Origin of the sequence: Pedococcus badiiscoriae, assembly GCF_013408925.1 — a bacterium.
GTDB classification, from domain to species: domain Bacteria; phylum Actinomycetota; class Actinomycetes; order Actinomycetales; family Dermatophilaceae; genus Pedococcus; species Pedococcus badiiscoriae.
In genome coordinates this window covers 595,832-613,968 of sequence record NZ_JACCAB010000001.1, presented here as the reverse complement: position 1 = coordinate 613,968, position 18,137 = coordinate 595,832, and the positions used below count along the sequence as shown (strand labels likewise).

Below are 18,137 nucleotides of genomic sequence, written 5' to 3'. Positions count from 1 at the left end.
TCCCGCCCCACGGCTTGTCCAGCCACGCCACCGGGATCACCCCACCTGATGGCGTCATAGAGAGGGAGGTGACGTGTACAAGTACATCCTTCGGAGACTCCTCCAGATGATCCCGGTGCTCCTTGGATCCACGTTCATTATCTTTGCCATGGTCTTCGCACTGCCGGGAGATCCCACGGCGGGCATGTGCGGTGAGCGCCCCTGCGCCCCCGCCTTCGTGGCCAAGTTCCGGCAGGAGCACAACCTCAACGACCCACTGCTGACGCGGTACGCCAAGTACATGGGCAACGTCGCCCACGGAGACCTCGGCACCACCTTCCGCAACATCAAGGTGGCGGACGAGCTCAAGCAGCGTTACCCCACCACCGCGAAGCTGGCCGGGATGGCGATCCTCCTGGAGACGCTGATCGGCGTGATCGCGGGAGTGCTGGCAGGCATCCGCAAGGGCAAGTTCATGGACAACCTGGTCCTCGTGAGCACCTTGTTCGTGATCGCCATCCCCATCTTCGTCATCGGCGCGACCCTGCAGTACTACCTCGGCGTGCGGTGGAAGATCTTCCCCGTGACGGTGTCGCCGGACGCGACGGTCTACGAGCTGCTGCTGCCCGCCTTCGTGCTGGGGAGCGCCTCGGTTGCCTACGTCGCCCGCCTGACGCGCACCAACCTGGTGGAGAACCTGCGCGCTGACTACCTGCGCACCGCCATCGCCAAGGGCCTGACGCGGCGGCGGGCCATCGGCCTGCACGCCCTGCGCAACTCGCTCATCCCGGTCGTCACCTTCATCGGCGCCGACTTCGGTGGGCTGCTGGGTGGCGCCATCGTCACCGAACGCATCTTCAACATCCAGGGCGTGGGCGGATACCTGTTCACCGGCATCCACAACCGCGACGGCGTGTCCGTCGTGGGCACGGTGACGGTCCTCGTGCTGGTGTTCCTGCTCGTCAACCTGCTCGTCGACCTCCTGTACGGCGTGCTCGACCCGAGGATCAGCCATGACTGAGGCATCGACCATCGCCGTTGGCGCCGAGACCAGCACCCCCGTCCCGGGGCACGACGAGGCCCGTTCGCTCACCTCCGACGCCTGGCGGTCCCTCAAGAAGAACCCCATCTTCTGGATCTCGACGGTCCTCATCGTGGCCTTCGTGCTGATGGCCGCGTGGCCGTCGTTGTTCACCAGCGTCGACCCGGCCGCCGCGGTGCTGAAGAACGCGCGTGAGCGGCCGAGCGCCGACGCCTGGTTCGGACGCGACATCCAGGGCTACGACATCTACTCGCGCACCATCTACGGTGCCCGCGCGTCGATCCTCGTCGGTGTGTTCGCCTCGATCGCGACCGTCCTGATCGGTGGCGCGATGGGTGTCATCGCCGGTTACTACGGTGGCTGGCTCGACGCCATCGTCTCCCGGATCACGGACATCTTCTTCGCCATCCCGCTGCTGCTCGGCGGCATCCTGTACATGGCGACGTTCCCCAACAACGTCGACTCGCCCTACCTCCTCGTGGTGGGCAAGGTCGTCCTCGTCCTGTCGATCTTCGGCTGGCCGGGACTGGCGCGGTTGATGCGCTCCAGCGTGCTGCAGGTGAAGCCCAACGACTACGTGCAGGCCGCTCGCGCCCTCGGCGCGAGCCCGTGGCGGATCATCCGCTCCCACGTGCTGCCGAACGCGCTCGCCCCGATGATCGTCGTGGCCACCATCAACCTGGGTGTGTTCATCGCGACCGAGGCCACCCTGAGCTTCCTCGGCATCGGGTTGACCCCGCCGGCGATCTCCTGGGGTGTGGCGATCTCCGACGCCATCGTGGCGCTGCGGACGACCCCGCACATCCTGCTGTTCCCCAGCCTCTTCCTGAGCCTGGCGGTGCTGGCCTTCATCATGCTCGGTGACGCCGTGCGCGATGCCTTCGACCCGAAGTCGCGCTGAGCGGGAGAGACAGACACATGACAACCTCTGAAACCATGGCCCAGGAGTCTGCGAAGTCCTCCGGCCAGACCTATTCGCCCCAGGACGGGCTGCTGCTCGAGGTGGAGGACCTCCACGTCGAGTTCCACACCCCGGACGGCATCGCCCGGGCTATCAACGGCGTGAACTTCGACCTCCACGAGGGCCAGACCCTGGCCATCCTCGGCGAGTCGGGGTCCGGCAAGTCCGTGACCGCCCAGGCGATCATGGGCATCCTCGACATGCCTCCGGCGGTCATCCCGAAGGGCCAGATCCGCTACTGCGGCCAGGACCTGCTGACGATGCCCGACGAGCAGCGTCGCCGCACGCGTGGCCCGGAGATCTCGATGGTCTTCCAGGACGCGCTGTCCTCGCTGAACCCGGTGTTCCCGGTCGGGTGGCAGATCGCCGAGATGTTCCGCGTGCACCGCGGGATGAACAAGTCCGACGCCCTCGCGCGGGCGGTCAAGCTCATGCAGCGGGTGCAGATCCCGGCCGCCAAGGACCGCGTGGGGGCCTACCCCCACCAGTTCTCCGGTGGCATGCGCCAGCGCATCATGATCGCGATGGCCATCGCGCTCGACCCGGCGGTCCTCATCGCCGACGAGCCGACCACCGCGCTGGACGTCACCGTCCAGGCGCAGATCATGGCCCTGTTGCAGGAGCTGCAGGAGGAGCGCCAGATGGGGCTCATCCTGATCACCCACGACCTGGGAGTCGTCGCCAGTGTCGCCGACAAGATCGCGGTGATGTATGCCGGGCGGATCGTCGAGCGCGCGGACGTGTACGACCTGTACGGCAAGCCGGCCCACCCCTACACCAAGGGCCTGCTGGAGTCGATCCCACGCCTGGACCAGAAGGGCCAGCAGCTCGCCGCCATCGGGGGCCTGCCGCCGAACCTCATGCGCATCCCGGAGGGCTGCGCCTTCAACCCGCGGTGCAAGTACGCCCAGGACATCTGCCGCGAGGACCGTCCCGCCCTGCTCGAGGTCGTTCCCGGCCGCGAGAGCGCCTGCCACTTCGCCAAGGAGGTCCTCAATGGCTGAGGCCATTCTGACCGCCACCGACCTGGTCAAGCACTACCCCATCAGGGGCGGCGTCCTGCGCCGCACCGTGGGCCACGTCAAGGCCGTCGACGGCGTCAGCTTCGAGCTCCTCAAGGGTGAGACGCTGGGCATCGTCGGTGAGTCCGGGTGTGGCAAGTCCACCCTCGGCCGCCTCCTGATGCGCCTGGAGGAGCCCACCGCGGGCTCGGTCGTCTTCGACGGCGTCGACATGTACGCGCAGAAGGGTCGCGCGATGCGCAAGCTGCGTCGCGACATCCAGATCGTGTTCCAGGACCCCTACACCTCGCTCAACCCTCGCAAGACGGTCGGCGACATCGTGGGGGAGCCCTTCGACATCCACCCCGACGTGGTGCCCAAGAAGGGCCGCCGCAGGGCCGTGCAGGACCTGCTCGACCTGGTGGGTCTCAACCCCGAGCACATCAACCGCTACCCCCACCAGTTCTCGGGTGGTCAGCGGCAGCGCATCGGGATCGCCCGAGGCATCGCGCTCAACCCCAAGGTGCTGATCTGCGACGAGCCGGTCTCCGCCCTCGACGTGTCGGTGCAGGCGCAGGTCGTCAACCTGATGGAGAAGCTCCAGGACGAGCTCGGCCTGTCCTACATCTTCATCGCGCACGACCTGTCCGTGGTCCGGCACATCTCCGACCGCGTCGGTGTCATGTACCTGGGCAAGATGGCCGAGCTGGGGGAGGAGGACGACATCTACGGTCGTCCCACCCACCCCTACACCCAGGCCCTGCTGTCGGCCGTGCCGGTGCCCGACCCGACCCTGCGGGACAAGAAGGAGCAGATCGTCCTCAAGGGCGACGTCCCCTCACCCGCCAACCCGCCGTCGGGCTGCCGCTTCCACACCCGGTGCTGGAAGGCGCAGGACAAGTGCAAGACGGACGTCCCGCTGCTCGAGCTGCGTCCTGACGGCGCCGGTGAGCACCTGTCGGCGTGCCACTTCGCCGCGCCGCGCGCGATCATCGAGACCGTCGACGTGTCGGGAGCGAGCACGGTCGAGTTCGACCCGGCCCTGCGCCGGGACTCCTCGCTCGAGCGCGTCGGGGACGGCACCACGGAGTCCTGACCCCGAACCACGCAGTCACGACGACGGCGCCGTCCCCCTGGGGGACGGCGCCGTCGTCGTGCCTCCTCAGAGGCCGGGGTTCAACGAGACCACGGGCGACCCTTCCGGTCAGTCTGCGTCGCCCGAACGAGCACGCAGCAGCCGACGCAGCGACTCCAGTCTCGAGGTGCCTGCGGGGCCGGCCTGACCCGAGGCCACCCACGCGTCGAGCGCGCACTCGGGCTCGTCGTGGCCGCAGCCGCGAGGACACTGGGACGTGCCGGGCTCGAGGTCGGGGAAGTGCTGGATGATCCGCGCGAGGTCGACGTGCGCCAGTCCGAACGACCGGACCCCCGGGGTGTCGATCACCCACCCGGCGCGGTCGGGAAGCCGCAGCGCGACCGCCGAGCTCGAGGTGTGTCGCCCGCGGCCGGTGAAGTCGTTCACGATCCCGGTCGCTCGACGGGCGTCCGGGACCAGACCGTTGACCAGGGTCGACTTGCCGACCCCGGAGTGCCCGATGAACACGCTGACCCGGTCGACGAGCTGCTCGTGCAGCAGCTCCAGGCCCTCGAAGCCGGACTCCCCGGTGGCCGTGACGACGTAGCGGACGTTGAGGGGGGCGTAGTTGGCGAGGAAGGAGTCGGCATCCGCGAGGTCGGCCTTGGTCAGGACGAGCAAGGGGTCCAGGCCGGCGTCGTAGGCGGCGACGAGGCACCGGTCGATCATCCGGGGCCGTGGCTCCGGGTTGGCCAGGGCGGTGACGATGACGAGCTGGTCGGCGTTGGCCACGATGACCCGCTCGACGGGGTCGGTGTCGTCCGCCGTGCGACGCAGCACCGACCGTCGCGGGGTGAGACGGACCACGCGGGCCAGACCGTCGGGGTTGCCCGAGGTGTCTCCGACGAGCTCGACCTCGTCGCCGACCACGATGCCCTTGCGCCCGAGCTCGCGTGCCTTCATGGCGGTGACGATGCGCTCCGGCAACGGGCGCCCACCGGCGTCCTTGCCGCCGACTCCCTTGCCGACGAGGACCGTGTAGCGCCCTCGGTCCACCCCGATCACGAACCCGGGGACGGCGTCCTCGTGGGCTGGACGGTCCTTGGACCTCGGCCGGGACCCGCGCCGGCTGGGACGGATCCGGACGTCGCTCTCGTCGTAGTCCGAGGTGCGCCGACTCATGGGGTGGGACCGTCAGGGTCGACCAGAGCCGTCCACAGGTCGACGAAGGACGGGAGGGTCTTGGCGACCGTGTCGGGATCCTCGACGACGAGGCCGGGCGTACGAAGGCCGAGGACTGCGCCGGCCATCACCATGCGGTGGTCGGCGTAGGTGTGGAACAGGCCCGCCGACAGGGGCCGCGGCGTGATGCGCAGGCCGTCGTCGGTCTCCCTCACGTCGGCACCCCGGTCGCCGAGCTCGCGCGCGAGGGCGGCCAGGCGGTCGGTCTCGTGCCCTCGGATGTGGGCCACCCCGCGGATGACGCTGGGGGAGTCGGCGAGGGCCGCCAGCGCCGCGACGACAGGCGTGAGCTCACTCGCGTCGTGGAGGTCGATGTCGATGCCGTCGATCTCACCGGTGCCGGACACCGTGAGCCCGTCGCGGGCGAGTGACACGTCGGCGCCCATCGTGTCGAGGATGTCACGGATCGCGTCGCCGGCCTGGGTGGTGTGCTGGGGCCAGCCGGGCACGGTGACGCGGCCGCTGGTGACCAGCGCCGCGGCCAGGAAGGGTGCGGCGTTCGACAGGTCCGGCTCGACCTGGACGTCCAGCCCGTTGATCTCGGAGGGTTCGACCCGCCACGTGTTGGGCTCGCCGTCGTCCACGATCGCGCCGGCGTCCCGCAGGGTCTCGACCGTCATCTCGATGTGGGGTTCGGAGGGGACAGGTTTGCCGTCGTGGTGGATGGTGACCCCGGCGTCGTAGCGGGGGCCGGCCAGCAGCAGGGCGGAGATGAACTGGGACGAGGAGGAGGCGTCGAGGGTGACCGAGCCACCCGGCATACGTCCGGCGCCGTGGACCGTGAACGGCAAGGTGCCGCGCCCCTCGTCCTCGACCTGGGCGCCGAGGATGCGAAGCGCCGCCAGCACCGGGCCCATCGGGCGCACCCGCGCCTGCAGGTCGCCGTCGAACGTCACGAGCCCCTGGGCGAGGGCTGCAACCGGCGGGAGGAACCGCATCACGGTGCCGGCCAGCCCGCAGTCGATCTGCGCGCCTCGGTCCAGGGCTGAGGGGGTGACCACCCAGTCGGGGGTGCTGGATCCGGGGGAGCTGACGTCGTCGACCCCGGCGCCCAGCTGGCGCAGGGCCTGCGCCATGAGGAGGGTGTCCCGCGACCGCAGCGGCCGGCGGAGCAGGGAGGGGCCGTTGGCCAGCGCCGCGAGGACGAGGAAGCGGTTGGTCAGGGACTTGCTGCCGGGCAGGGTGACGTCCGCGTCAACCCGTCGCCGGGCGGTGGGGGTGGACCAGCCCGGGAGTGCGGAGACGGGAGCGGTCCGGGAGTGCGATGGGTCAGGTGAGGGCATCGTGGGCCTGGGACGCGGCCAGCCTGGCCTCGCGGCGTGCGGCGCGGGCGGCGAGCTTCGCCTCGCGCTTGGCGCGGTGGGTGGCGCGCTTGGCCGTGTCGCCCGCGAGCCCTGCACGGTAGACCAGCCCGGGCCGGCCTTCCGTGTCGACGCTGGCCAGCAACAGCCCCCCGATGAGGCCGAGGTTCTTGAGGAAGCTGATGCGCTGGGTGCGCTTGACCGCGGGGTCGGTCTCGGCCCAGAACTGGTGTCCCACATAGGTCGTCGGCACCATGGCGCCCACCAGCGCCAGTGAGGCGAGGCGCGGCACCCTGCCGGTGGCGAGGAGCGCTCCGCCGCCGACCATCGTGGCGCCGTTGGCCCGCACGAGCAGCTCGGGGTCGTTGGGGACCCCCAGCGGGGCGAGCCGCTCGGCGAGGGGCGCCACCTTGGGCTTCAGCGCGGAGGGGTGACGCAGCTGCTCGATTCCCTGGACGACGAAGATCGCGGCGAGCAACGGTCGGGCCACGCGACGGACGACGGTCATGTTCACTCCTGAGCTGGTGCGTGGGGCGGTGCGGGGCGGTGCGTGGGGTGGCGAAGTGGGGTCGTGCGCCTCCCTTCCTACCGTATGGGGAGGTCAGCGTCCCTGCGTACCCTGTCCATCATGTGCGGCCGATATGCAGCCACAGCCAACCCCGACGAGCTCGTCGAGGAGTTCGAGGTCGAGCAGGACCGGACCGCCGAGCCGGCGCGCAGCATCCTCAAGAACCCTCAGTCGCCCCCCGCAGGCACACCCGACTTCAACCTGGCCCCGAGCAAGCAGGCGCCCGTGGTGCTCACCCGCGCACCCCGGGCCACCAGCGGCCAGGCGGCCCCAGCCACGAGCGAGGGGCATGCCGATGGCCCAGCGCCGGTGCGCCAGCTGCGGTTGCTCACGTGGGGCTTGGTGCCCAGCTGGGCCAAGGACACCAAGATCGGCATGCGGATGATCAACGCCCGCGCGGAGTCGGTGCTGGAGAAGGGCTCGTTCGCCAAGGCTGCGGCCTCCCGCCGCTGTCTGGTGCCGGCCCAGGGGTGGTACGAGTGGCAGAAGTCCCCGGTGAGCACCGACGCCAAGGGCAACCCGCGCAAGCAGCCCTTCTACATGCACCGCGCCGACGGTGACGTGGTGGCCTTCGCGGGGCTCTACGAGTTCTGGCGTGACCGCGAGATCGCGGACGGCGACGACCCGCAGGCCTGGCTCACGACCTTCACGATCATCACGACCGAGGCCGAAGCCGGGCTCGACCGCATCCACGACCGCCAGCCCCTCGTGCTCGAGCGCGAGGACTGGTCGACCTGGCTCGACCCGTCGCTGTCCGACCCTGACGAGGTCGCGCGGCTGCTGGCCTTCTCGGCGCCGGGCCGGTTCGAGGCCTATCCCGTCGGGACCGCCGTGTCGTCCAACCGCAGCAACGGCCCCCAGCTGATCGAACCGGCGGGCATCGACGAGCTCGACGGCGTCGTCGACCCCCTGACCGGGGAGATCATCGGTGGCGACGCGCAGGCCAGTCCAGCCGAGACGGTCGGAGGGCCGAACCCCGCATGAGCACGGAACGCATGGTGGAGGTCATGGAGGTCCAGACGCCGGGAGGCCCCGCTCGGGTGCACCTGGCTCGACCACCGCGTCCTGCCGGGTCGGTGGTCCTGACCCACGGCGCCGGGGGCAGCATCCGGGCCGGGGACGTGACTGCAGTTGCCACCGGGTTGGTCGAGGCCGGGTGGGCCGTGGCCCTGGTCGAGCAGGCCTGGATCGTGGCGGGGCGCAAGCTGCCGCCCCCCGCACCGGTCCAGGACCCCTCGTGGCTACCGGTGCTGAGTCACCTCACCACGGGGCGCGGCCGGCTGCCGCGGCCGCTGGTCGTCGGCGGCAAGAGCAACGGTGCCCGAGTGGCCTTCCGCACCGCGCACGACACCGGCGCGGACGCGGTCCTCGCCCTGGCCTTCCCCCTGCACCCGCCGGGCAAGCCACAGGCATCCCGGGCGGACGAGCTCCGCGCGCCGGTGACGCACGGCATACCGCTGCACGTCGTCCAGGGCGAGACGGACCCGTTCGGCACGCCCACAGAGGTCAGGGCCGAGCTGCCTGACCCGTCCTGGGTCACGGTCGCGCGCGGCGGGCACGGGTTCACGAGGAGACCGGACGACGTGGTCGCGGCTGTGCTGGCGTTCGTGCGCTCGCTGGGCGCGAGGGACCAGGGAGGCCAGAAGGGCTAGAGGGTGCCCCCGGCGGCGGCCGGCGCCGACGCGTCCTTGCCTCCGTCGAGGACCGCCTCACGGGCGAGGTGGTCCTCGATCTGGAACCAGTCCTCGCCGGCGCGGTCGGCGATGGTCAGCAGCGTGCTCATGGCGGCCACCTCCTCCACCTGCTCCTTGAGGAACCACAGCATGAACTGCTCACCGAGCACGTCCCCCTCGCTGCGGGCCGCCCGGAAGGGCGCCTCGATCTGCCGGGTGACCGACTTCTCCTGGGCGAGCGCCAGCGCGATCGGCTCGTGCGGCTTGTCGAACTCGTTGCGGACCTCGTCCACCCCGGGCACGGTCAGGGCCCAGTCCCGGTCGAGCATGTACTGGACCATCATCATGGCGTGGTTCCGCTCTTCGACGCTCTGCAGGTAGAAGTGCGTGGCCAGCCGCGGCAGGTCGTGGCCGTCGAACCACACCGCGATCGCGATGTACTGCTGGCTGGCGGTGAACTCGTGGCGGACCTGCTGGGTGAGCAGCTCGACGAACGATGCTTCGGAGGCGTGCGGCATACCGGAAACCGTAGTGCCTGGGAATGACCGGGTGAGGCGCCCCGTTGGACTGGGGGAAGGATCGCGACGCGGTCCACCAGCCGAGGCAGCACCAGGAGTCAGCACGTGCCCGTCATGACCGCACCGCCCGATCGCGGCGTCGTGCATCCCGCCTCCGTGGCCCTGGGGCTTTCCGCACCGACCGACAAGCCGGCCAGGGCCGATGCCGGGCTAGGCTGGAGGGTAATGACTGAGACACCTGCCACCGACACCATCATCGACGAGGCCACTCCCGACGCCACCGTCGACGTGGCCAGCGAGACCCCCGCGGAGCGGCAGTCGCGGTTCGAGCGTGAGGCGATGCCCCTGCTCGACCAACTGTACTCCGCCGCCCTGCGGACCACCCGGAACCCCGCCGACGCCGAGGACCTGCTGCAGGAGACCTACACCAAGGCCTTCGCCGCGTTCCACCAGTACCGGCCCGGGACGAACTTCAAGGCGTGGATGTACCGCATCCTCACCAACACCTACATCAACACCTACCGCAAGAAGCAGCGCGAGCCGCTGCAGTCGGACGCCGCCGAGATCGAGGACTACCAGCTCGCCCGCGCCGAGTCGCACACCTCCAGCGGGCTGCGCTCGGCCGAGACGGAGGCGTTGGACCACCTGCCCGACACCGAGGTGAAGCGGGCGCTGCAACAGCTGCCGGAGGACTTCCGGCTGGCCGTCTACCTTGCCGACGTCGAGGGCTTCGCCTACAAGGAGATCGCCGAGATCATGGACACCCCCATCGGGACCGTCATGTCGCGGTTGCACCGCGGCCGGCGCCAGTTGCGGGAGTTGCTGACGGAGTATGCCGCCGAGCGCGGCTTTGCCACCCAGGGAGCGGACTCATGAGCTGCGAAGGACAGGGAGCGGGAGAAGCGGCGGGCTCGGACTGTTCCGAGGTGCTGCACCGCGTCTACGAGTACCTCGACGGTGAGATGACCCAGGACGACACGGTCAAGATCAAGCACCACCTCGACGAGTGCGGACCCTGCCTGCGGGAGTACGACCTGGACCAGGCGCTCAAGGCGCTGGTCAAGCGGTCCTGCGCCTGCGAGGAAGCTCCGGTGGAGCTGCGGACCCAGATCATGGCTCGGATCACGACGATCCGCTACGAGATCTCGGAGTAGTCGCAGGACTGACGCAGGACGGACGCAGTCGCACGCAGGACTGACGCAGTCGCAGCACGACGAAGGGGCGGTCGAACCAGCTGGTTCGACCGCCCCTTCGATGCGTCGTGGCGCAGGCTCAGGCGTTGGGCTTGCGGCCGTGGTTGGCCGCGTTGCCCTTGCGCGAGCGGCGCTTGCGGGCGCGCTTGCTCATGGAGGACTCCGTCAGTGGTGGTGTGGCGCGTGGTGCACCGGGTGCCTCGTCAGTCTCTCACAGCCGGGAGGGGAGGATACGCCGTCAACGCCAAAGCGCCATGCTTGCGGACAAATACGGTCCAAAGGTGCCCCCGTGGGGTGGCAAAGGTGCGATAGGACCTTCAAGGTTTGGCAAAGAACACGCAAGGAGAGCCCCAAGCCCACAGGGTGACCGGCATCATAGTCCTGTCCACGACCCGCACCCCTGGCGGCTAGGGACAAGTGACCGCCTGAAATAGCCGAACGTATGAGTTGGGCATCAGGCAGAAGGAGCATCCGCCATGAAGGCGATCACCACCATCTTCGAGTCCATCCTCTCCGGCAGCGACAACATCGTGTGGTCCCCCGAGGACGTCGACTCCGCGACTGGCGTGACCTCCGTGTGGGGCTGGGGCGGCTGACCCAAACTCTGGCCCTGCGGGCCTAGATTGGGTCCGTGAGCACCGCTTCTGATCCGGGTACGACCCCGCGGAGACTGCACAACCGGGCGACCATCGCCTATGTGTCCGTCGTCGCGTCCGTGGCCCTGGGTCTCGCCGGACTCGGGTGGTACACCACGCGCGGGATCGGCGATGTCTACGCGGTGCTCGTCCTGGCCGGTTTGGGCATCACCAGCTGGTTGCTGCGCGAGATCGACGTCGGAGCGCGCATCCACCTGTCGTTCCTGAGCATCATCCTGCTCACGTCGGCTGTCGTGGTCGGCCCCGTAGGGGCGGCCATCGTGGGTGCTGCCGCGGCTGTGGTCCAGAAGGAGACGCAGCCGCTCATCGTCCGCGCCTTCAACATTGCTCTCTGCAGCTCGATCGGCTCACTCGGTGGGCTGGTCTACCTGGCGGCCGGCGGCCTGGCCAACCCGGGCAGCTCGGACTCAGCGTCTCGCATCCTGCTCGGCGTGGGACTGCCACTCATGGTGGCGGACGTGGCCCAGTGCCTGCTCAATGCCGCGCTGATCTCCGGGGTCGTGCGGTTCTCCGCCGGCGTCCCCATGCGCACCCAGTTCCTCAAGCTCCTCACCACCTCCGGCGCCGCCTACGTCGGGTACGGCGTGATCGGCTTCCTCTTCGTGGTGCTCTGGCTGCCCGCCGGCGTCGGCTGGTTCAGTGCGGTCCTGGTCCTTGCGCCGTTGTTCGTGGCCCGCTGGGCCTTCGTCCAGTACGGCGACGAGCTTCGCGCCCATGACCGCACGTTGCGGGCGCTCGTGACGGCCGTGGAGACCAAGGACCCAGCCAACAGCGGGCACAGCGACCGCACCGCCCAGCTCGCCCAGTGGCTCGCCGAGACCCTCGGCCTGGGGCACAAGGAGATCCAGGACGTCCGCACGGCCGCCATGCTGCACGACATCGGCAAGGTCTGCGTCCCGAGCAAGGTGCTGCGAGCCCGACAGCCGCTGACCGACGACGAGCTGGTCGTCCTCGCAGAGCATGCTCTGAGCGCGGTGGAGCTCGTCCAGGGAATCGACTTCGTGGCCGGCTCGGTGGATGGCATCGCCCACCACCACGAGCGCTTCGACGGTCGTGGCTACCCGGCCGGGCTCAAGGGGGAGGACATCCCGCTCACCGCGCGCCTGGTCGCCGTGGCCGACACCTTCGACACCCTCACCACCTCCCGTTCCTACCGCGAGGCGATGAGCGTGGACGCCGCGTTGGAGATCGTCACCGAACGCGCCGGTGCGCAGTTCGACCCGACGGTCGTCGATGCCCTGCGTCGGGTGCTCGCCCGGCACGAGTGGGTCCCCACGGAGCACACCCCGGAGGAGCTGGCGACAGCGGCGGTGATCCTCGATCACGACGAACCCGAGGTCTCTGACCTCTACGCCGAGCGCCAGGACCTGAGGGTCAAGGTCAAGGGATCCACCACGTCGGTGGTCATGCCGGTCGGAGGAGCTCGATGAGGGCCCTGCGCCGGGTCACCGTCGACCTGCGCTGGCTCCTGGTCCTCCTCGCGATCTTCGTGGTTGGCGAGGCGTCGTGGGCGGGACGTCAGGAGCTGATGTCGCTGCGGGGGGGCGCGCTGGTGTCCGTCTCCCTCTTCTGCGCCGCCATCACCCTCGGCGAGACGGCCAGGCTGCGGATCCTCACCGGCCGGGAGACCGCGCCGATGTCCACGGCCGCCGCCCTCGGTCTGGCGCTGTCCACGGTGCGCGAGCCGGGTGGCGCCGACCTGGGGGCCGCCCCCATCGTGCTCGCGGTGGCCGTCGCGATGGTGGTCGGAGGCCTCGTCCTGCGGGTGTCCGGCTCGGCCGTCTCGTGGGTCGACGTGTCGGCGCGGGTTGCGGGGGTGTCGCTGGCCCCGGTGCTCTACCGGGGCGTCGAGTTCAACGGGCAGACCTTGGTCCAGTGGCAGGGCTCCTGGGCCGGCCAGCGCTGGCTGGTGGGCGTGGTCATGCTCGTGGTCGGTGGTCTGACCATGGTGGCCCAGCTCGTCCTCCAGGCCGCCGCGCACGCCGGTCGGGACCACGCGCCCCTCATCCCGGCCGTCATCGACGAGGTCCGGTCGGCCCTCGCCCTCGGCACCGCACTGGTGACCTCCGGCGCGTTGATCGCGTTGGCCGACGTGGCCATCGGGATCGCGGCCCTGCCGCTGTTCCTGTTCCCCCTGGTCCTCACGTCGTTCGCCGTGCAGCGCAACGCCAGCGTCCGCACCACCTACCGGCAGACGATCGGCGCGCTGTCCTCCCTCACCGACCGCGCGGGCTACACCGTCTCCCACCACGCCCAGCGGGTTGCCGACGTCTCGCTGGCGATCGGCCGCGACATGGGCATGGGCCAGCGCGAGCTCACGGACCTGGAGTATGCCGCGTTGCTCCACGACCTGGGCCAGGTCGCCCTGCGTGAGCCCATCCCTGCCGGGGCGACCGTGATGGCCGCTCCCGCGGACCAGCAGCGGATCGCCCGGGACGGTGCCGAGATCGTCCGCACCACAGGGGTGCTCGACAGTGTCGCCACGATCATGGAGGCACAGACGACCCCCTACCGACAGGTGCGCGAGTTCGGCCAGGACCTGCCGATGTCGAGCCGCATCATCAAGGTGGCCAACGCCTACGACGACCTCTGCGACCCGGGCGGCAGCGACCACCGGGCGATGGAGCGGATCCACCTCGGGCTGGGCTACGAGTACGACCCGAGGGTCGTCGACTCGCTCACCCGGGTGCTCGAACGGCGACGAGGACGGTCGGTCGCGAGCAGCTCGTGACCACGCGGCATACCTCGTCGTCGCGGTGCCCGTCCGCGCCCGCAGCGACGAGAGGCGCTGGGGCCCAAGCGAATCGGGCGGTGTCGAGACCGTGACGAACCGGTCCCGACACCGCCCGACGCGGTGGGATGGGCGCCGCGGCTAGGGTGCCCCGGTGGTGAGGTGCGCGTCCATCGCGAGGTGCTTCTCGACCCGGGGGTCGCCGGCGTCCGCGAAGTAGTCACCCTTGATCGTCTCGTCCGGGCCCCCCGCCACCTTGAGGGCCTTGAGCAGGACCGTGGCGACGGTCGCGATGAGCAGGTTGATCACCAGCGCGGTCATCGCGATGTAGCCCATCTGGCCGATCATGGGGATCATCGCCAGCGAGCCGCCGAAGTGGCCCTTGGTGGTCGGGTTGATGACGTTGTAGGCAGCGATCGTGCCGTAGACCATGCCCACCGCCCAGCCGGCGAGGAGCGCCCACTTGTGGAACCAGCGGGTGTAGAGGCCGACGACGATGGCCGGCAGCGTCTGAAGGATCCAGATCCCGCCGAGGAGCTGGAAGTTGATCGCGTTCTGCTTGTCCAGGGCGAGGACGAAGACGAGCGCGAATGCCTTGACCAGCAACGAGACCAGCTTGCCGACCTTGGCCTCCTGGGCGTGCGTGGCGTCGGGCTTGATCCAGTCGCGGTAGATGTTGCGGGTGAAGGTGTTGGCTGCCGCGATCGACATGATGGCTGCCGGGACCAGTGCTCCGATCGCCACGGCCGCGAACGCGACCCCGGCGAACCAGCTCGGGAACTTGTCCTCGAACAGCTGTGGGATGACCAGCTGCGCGTTCGGCTTGCCGTCCAGGCCGATCGGCTTGGTGCCGGCCGCGATGGCCACCCAGCCGAGCAGGGCCAGCAGGCCGAGCACGAAGGAGTAGGCCGGCAGGATCGAGGCGTTGCGCCGGATCGTGTTGCGGCTCGAGCTCGACAGGGTCGCCGTGATCGAGTGGGGGTACATGAACAGCGCCAGCGCGGAGCCGAACGCGAGCGTCGCGTAGGCCCAGTACTGCTGGTTGCTCGGGATGAACGCACCGGTCGGCTTGGCCGGGTTGGCGACGCTCGGCTTGGCCATCTTGTGCTGCGCCGCACTGAAGATGTGGTCCCAGCCACCCACCTTCGTGGGCAGGTAGATGACCGCGACGATGATGACGAGGTAGATCAGGGTGTCCTTCACGAAGGCGATCACCGCCGGTGCGCGCAGGCCGCTGGAGTACGTGTAGGCCGCCAGCAGGGCGAACGCGATGAACAGCGGCAGGTCCTTGGCCAGCGCGTTGCTGCCACCGACTCCGGCGACCTCCAGGACGGCCTGGATGCCGATGAGCTGCAGCGCGATGTAGGGCATCGTCGCGAGGATCCCGGTGATCGACACTGCGAGAGACAGGCCGCGCGAGCCATACCGACCCTTCACGAAGTCGGCCGGAGTGACGTAGCCGTGGCGGTGGCTGACCGACCAGAGCCGCGACATGAAGATGAAGATGATCGGGTAGAGCACGATCGTGTAGGGCACGGCGAAGAACCCGCTGACCGAACCCAGCGCGAACATGGCCGCCGGCACCGCCACGAAGGTGTATGCCGTGTAGAGGTCACCTCCGAGGAGGAACCAGGTCACCCAGGTGCCGAACCGTCGGCCACCCAGGCCCCACTCGTCGAGGGACTCCATGCTGTCGGCGCGCCGCCAGCGGGTGGCCCAGAAGCCCATGCCGGTCACGAGGACGAACAGCACGATGAGGACGGTCAGGGCGACGCCGTTGACTCCGGTGTGGGCCGCGGTTGGTGCGAGGGCGTTCATCGGCCGGACTCCCTGCTGTCGACGTTCGTCATCGGGCGGTGCGGTCGTGCCTTGAGGACCAGCTTGTAGGCCGTGAACGTCATCGCCGAGCACAGGAAGACCCACATGAACTGGTACCAGATGAAGAACGGGAAGCCCCAGAGCTCGGGATCCTTCTTCGCATAGCTGCCCACCCAGAGGAGGGCGATCATCGGGATGGCCAGCAGGACGCCGGCTACCGCCAGCAGTGCCTTGTTGGCCGGGGGGACGGTGTCGTGATCGACCACGTTGTCGGTACTCACCTTCAAACCTCCGCACGGAGAAGGATCGACTGCCGATGGGCAGCTCGCGATGTACGTTATGCCCGACTCGTCAGTAACTGTGGGATGCCACAAACGTCACCGCAGGTCACGGGCGGGCTCGGCGGCGCCTGAGCGGAAGCGCCCGAGCCGCCGAGCCCCCGACCCTCTGAGCGGAAGTCTGTGCACAGAGGTTGAGGCGTCTGCTCGCTGAGCTGCTCAGCGGGAGGAACTCGGAAGGTCTGTGCACAGAGGTGCGCTCACCCGCGGACTCCCGCCAAGGTCGTGCGGCCCTCGGTCTGGCGAAGGGCGGCCAGCACCCTCTGGGTGACCTGGTCGGGTCGGTCGAGGTCGGACCAGACCAGCCGGATGACGACGTATCCGAGCTCTCGCAGGGCGTCCTCTCGCCGCTTCTCGCGCCAGAGGTCCTCTTCTGCCCGGTTGCCGCTCATGCCGTACTTCATCCGACCGTCGAACTCGACGACCACGTGGGTGCCGACCAGGAAGTCGACGCGGGCCACCTCGCGACCCGACCGGTCGTGGATGACCTGTTGGGGCACGACGCGGGGGCTGCCCGGCATCGCCTGCAGGATGAGCCTGGTGCGGGTCTCGCCGACGGACTCACTCGAGGGATCGACGAGCGAGAAGGCCTGCCGCGCCCGCGAGATGTCGGGTACGTGCGTCATCGCAGTGAGCGTGGACTCGAGGAGATCCGCCGACGTCAGGCCGCGGTGGGACGCGGCGTCCATGGCGACGATGCCGGCCTCCACTCCGTCGGCCATCGCAGTCCCGATGACGGCTAGGGTGGGACTCGTCGCGACAGCGCCGCTCTGCCTGAAGACCACCAGGTTCGTCCTGCCGACGGACTCGTGGATGTGGAGTGTGCCGCGCTTGCGCCCCGAGCGGCCCGTGATGCGAGAGACGTGGAAGACCTCCGGATCGACTCGCCAGAACGGCAGTCCGTGCAGCGCGAGGGCCGAGTGATGGCTCGCCGCCACGCGTTCGCCGAACGACCGGAGGATCGCCAGGGTGCTCAGCCGATGGCGAGCCTCGGGGGTGGTGACTCTCTCGAGAGCGCTGGCGAGCACGTAGGCGCGCGGCGCGACCTTGACGACCGAGCCGGCCTTGAGCAGCGAGCGGAGACCGTTGCGGTCGACACCGACGACGGCTGCATCGGCGCTGCTGAGCACGCCGCCCCACTGAGCCGCCCGCGCAAGCAGGACATCTGACATGGACGCACGGTGCCTCGGTTGGGGATCGCCGAGCCACGGATCGCCGCTGACCCTGTGGATACCGAGCCACGGACGGCGGGACGTGTGCAGGCCGGCGGCCGCTGAGGCGGCGCAACGGCATACCTGGTGGTGCTTGTGCCGCGTGAGCGCGGGTCTGTGCACAGAGGTGTGGGCGTCTGCGCAGTGAGCGGCTCAGGGGGAGGAGGGCGGAACGTCTGTGCACAGACGTGCGCTCCGAGGGGTATGCGGCAGGGCGAGGGGGGAGGGGGCGCGGCGCGGGGCGGGGGAGGAGGTACGCGGCGCGGGGTTGCGGGGGAGCGCGAACGCCCGCCCCGACAGCTCGGGGCGGGCGTTCGCGGAACGGAGCGCGGAGCCTAGGCGGCCTTGGTCTCCTTGAAGATCTTGTCGATCTGGTCGATCTTGGCGAGCAGCTCGTCAGCCTTGGCGGCGTCGAACTCGCCCTTGGTGCCCGACGCACCGGCCAGCTTGGTGGCCTCGTTGAACAAGGTGTGGAGGTCGGGGTACTTCTCGAAGTGCGGTGCCTTGAAGTAGTCGGTCCACAGCACCCACAGGTGGTGCTTGACCAGCTCGGAGCGCTGCTCCTTGATGAGCACCGCGCGGGTGCGGAAGTCGGGGTCGTTGTTGTCCGCGACCTTGGCGATGATCGCCTTGATCGACTCGGCCTCGATGCGTGCCTGCGCGGGGTCGTAGACGCCACAAGGCAGATCGCAGTGGGCGCTGACCTCAGTGGGGCGGAAATGGCGGGAGAGCATGCGAATCCCTTCTGCGAGGTGGATGATCTCGTGCGTCTTCGACCCTACCCCGCAGGTCAGTGGGCCGCACGGCACCCCCGGTGCGTGACCGGCATA

The 18,137-nt window shown here is 69.4% G+C and carries 19 protein-coding genes; 10 read left to right on the top strand and 9 right to left on the bottom strand.

The window, feature by feature from the left end; all coding sequences use genetic code 11:
• Nucleotides 1-73 precede the first annotated feature (73 nt).
• Genes BJ986_RS02905 through BJ986_RS02890 form a run of 4 tightly spaced genes read left to right on the top strand, consistent with a single transcriptional unit; the run spans nucleotide 74 to nucleotide 4,079 of the window.
• Nucleotides 74-1,000 carry an ABC transporter permease subunit gene (locus BJ986_RS02905; protein ID WP_179420640.1) on the top strand — a complete coding sequence of 309 codons (927 nt, stop codon included), beginning with the start codon at nucleotides 74-76 and terminating at the stop codon, nucleotides 998-1,000.
• Nucleotides 993-1,922 carry an ABC transporter permease gene (locus BJ986_RS02900; protein WP_179420639.1) on the top strand — a complete coding sequence of 310 codons (930 nt, stop codon included), beginning with the start codon at nucleotides 993-995 and terminating at the stop codon, nucleotides 1,920-1,922. Before BJ986_RS02905 ends, BJ986_RS02900 begins: the two co-directional genes overlap by 8 nt.
• A gap of 35 nt (nucleotides 1,923-1,957) precedes the next feature.
• Entirely contained in the window at nucleotides 1,958-2,986 is a 1,029-nt protein-coding gene (locus BJ986_RS02895; RefSeq protein ID WP_238338044.1) for an ABC transporter ATP-binding protein, read from the top strand.
• Nucleotides 2,979-4,079 carry an ABC transporter ATP-binding protein gene (locus BJ986_RS02890; RefSeq protein ID WP_179420637.1) on the top strand — a complete coding sequence of 367 codons (1,101 nt, stop codon included), beginning with the start codon at nucleotides 2,979-2,981 and terminating at the stop codon, nucleotides 4,077-4,079. Before BJ986_RS02895 ends, BJ986_RS02890 begins: the two co-directional genes overlap by 8 nt.
• 108 nt (nucleotides 4,080-4,187) lie before the next feature.
• Here the strand turns inward: BJ986_RS02890 and rsgA are convergent, their stop codons facing one another.
• The 3 genes from rsgA to BJ986_RS02875 are packed head-to-tail and all read right to left on the bottom strand — an operon-like array spanning nucleotide 4,188 to nucleotide 7,109.
• Nucleotides 4,188-5,240 (bottom strand): ribosome small subunit-dependent GTPase A, encoded by a 1,053-nt coding sequence (rsgA, locus tag BJ986_RS02885; RefSeq protein WP_179420636.1) that lies wholly within the window; start codon nucleotides 5,238-5,240, stop codon nucleotides 4,188-4,190.
• Nucleotides 5,237-6,583, bottom strand: coding sequence for a 3-phosphoshikimate 1-carboxyvinyltransferase (gene aroA, locus BJ986_RS02880; protein WP_179420635.1), 1,347 nt, complete (start codon nucleotides 6,581-6,583; stop codon nucleotides 5,237-5,239). Before aroA ends, rsgA begins: the two co-directional genes overlap by 4 nt.
• Nucleotides 6,570-7,109, bottom strand: a complete 540-nt coding sequence (locus tag BJ986_RS02875) for a DoxX family protein (RefSeq protein WP_179420634.1) — start codon at nucleotides 7,107-7,109, stop codon at nucleotides 6,570-6,572. The genes aroA and BJ986_RS02875 overlap by 14 nt, the downstream gene beginning before the upstream one ends.
• Nucleotides 7,110-7,229: 120 nt before the next feature.
• Between BJ986_RS02875 and BJ986_RS02870 the strand changes: the two genes are divergently transcribed.
• Both BJ986_RS02870 and BJ986_RS02865 read left to right on the top strand, forming a co-directional pair.
• Nucleotides 7,230-8,153 (top strand): SOS response-associated peptidase, encoded by a 924-nt coding sequence (locus BJ986_RS02870; RefSeq protein ID WP_179420633.1) that lies wholly within the window; start codon nucleotides 7,230-7,232, stop codon nucleotides 8,151-8,153.
• Nucleotides 8,150-8,821 carry an alpha/beta hydrolase family protein gene (locus BJ986_RS02865; RefSeq protein WP_179420632.1) on the top strand — a complete coding sequence of 224 codons (672 nt, stop codon included), beginning with the start codon at nucleotides 8,150-8,152 and terminating at the stop codon, nucleotides 8,819-8,821. The genes BJ986_RS02870 and BJ986_RS02865 overlap by 4 nt, the downstream gene beginning before the upstream one ends.
• Here BJ986_RS02865 and BJ986_RS02860 read toward each other — a convergent pair.
• Nucleotides 8,818-9,360 (bottom strand): ferritin, encoded by a 543-nt coding sequence (locus BJ986_RS02860; RefSeq protein WP_179420631.1) that lies wholly within the window; start codon nucleotides 9,358-9,360, stop codon nucleotides 8,818-8,820. The two genes, BJ986_RS02865 and BJ986_RS02860, sit on opposite strands and share 4 nt — an antisense overlap.
• A gap of 225 nt (nucleotides 9,361-9,585) precedes the next feature.
• Between BJ986_RS02860 and BJ986_RS02855 the strand changes: the two genes are divergently transcribed.
• On the top strand, nucleotides 9,586-10,236 hold the full coding sequence (locus BJ986_RS02855) for a sigma-70 family RNA polymerase sigma factor (protein WP_179420630.1): 651 nt from the start codon (nucleotides 9,586-9,588) through the stop codon (nucleotides 10,234-10,236).
• Nucleotides 10,233-10,514: a mycothiol system anti-sigma-R factor gene (gene rsrA / locus BJ986_RS02850; RefSeq protein WP_179420629.1), complete on the top strand. Its 282-nt coding sequence runs from the start codon at nucleotides 10,233-10,235 to the stop codon at nucleotides 10,512-10,514. Before BJ986_RS02855 ends, rsrA begins: the two co-directional genes overlap by 4 nt.
• Before the next feature lie 118 nt (nucleotides 10,515-10,632).
• Here the strand turns inward: rsrA and BJ986_RS16860 are convergent, their stop codons facing one another.
• Entirely contained in the window at nucleotides 10,633-10,707 is a 75-nt protein-coding gene (locus BJ986_RS16860) for a 50S ribosomal protein bL37 (RefSeq protein WP_369791897.1), read from the bottom strand.
• Between the two features lie 477 nt (nucleotides 10,708-11,184).
• Here BJ986_RS16860 and BJ986_RS16725 point away from each other — a divergent pair, with 477 nt between their 5' ends.
• Together BJ986_RS16725 and BJ986_RS02840 are read left to right on the top strand one after the other, a co-directional pair.
• Nucleotides 11,185-12,639 (top strand): HD domain-containing phosphohydrolase, encoded by a 1,455-nt coding sequence (locus BJ986_RS16725; protein WP_179420628.1) that lies wholly within the window; start codon nucleotides 11,185-11,187, stop codon nucleotides 12,637-12,639.
• Nucleotides 12,636-13,940: an HD-GYP domain-containing protein gene (locus BJ986_RS02840; RefSeq protein ID WP_179420627.1), complete on the top strand. Its 1,305-nt coding sequence runs from the start codon at nucleotides 12,636-12,638 to the stop codon at nucleotides 13,938-13,940. The genes BJ986_RS16725 and BJ986_RS02840 overlap by 4 nt, the downstream gene beginning before the upstream one ends.
• Before the next feature lie 141 nt (nucleotides 13,941-14,081).
• Here BJ986_RS02840 and mctP read toward each other — a convergent pair whose 3' ends face one another.
• The 4 genes from mctP to sodN all read right to left on the bottom strand — a co-directional run bounded on the left by mctP (nucleotide 14,082) and on the right by sodN (nucleotide 18,041).
• On the bottom strand, nucleotides 14,082-15,758 hold the full coding sequence (gene mctP, locus BJ986_RS02835; RefSeq protein WP_179420626.1) for a monocarboxylate uptake permease MctP: 1,677 nt from the start codon (nucleotides 15,756-15,758) through the stop codon (nucleotides 14,082-14,084).
• Nucleotides 15,755-16,039 carry a DUF3311 domain-containing protein gene (locus BJ986_RS02830; protein WP_337794714.1) on the bottom strand — a complete coding sequence of 95 codons (285 nt, stop codon included), beginning with the start codon at nucleotides 16,037-16,039 and terminating at the stop codon, nucleotides 15,755-15,757. The genes mctP and BJ986_RS02830 overlap by 4 nt, the downstream gene beginning before the upstream one ends.
• 257 nt (nucleotides 16,040-16,296) lie before the next feature.
• Nucleotides 16,297-17,268: a PDDEXK family nuclease gene (locus tag BJ986_RS02825; protein WP_179420625.1), complete on the bottom strand. Its 972-nt coding sequence runs from the start codon at nucleotides 17,266-17,268 to the stop codon at nucleotides 16,297-16,299.
• 374 nt (nucleotides 17,269-17,642) lie between these two features.
• Nucleotides 17,643-18,041: a superoxide dismutase, Ni gene (sodN, locus tag BJ986_RS02820; RefSeq protein ID WP_179420624.1), complete on the bottom strand. Its 399-nt coding sequence runs from the start codon at nucleotides 18,039-18,041 to the stop codon at nucleotides 17,643-17,645.
• Between the last annotated feature and the right edge of the window lie 96 nt (nucleotides 18,042-18,137).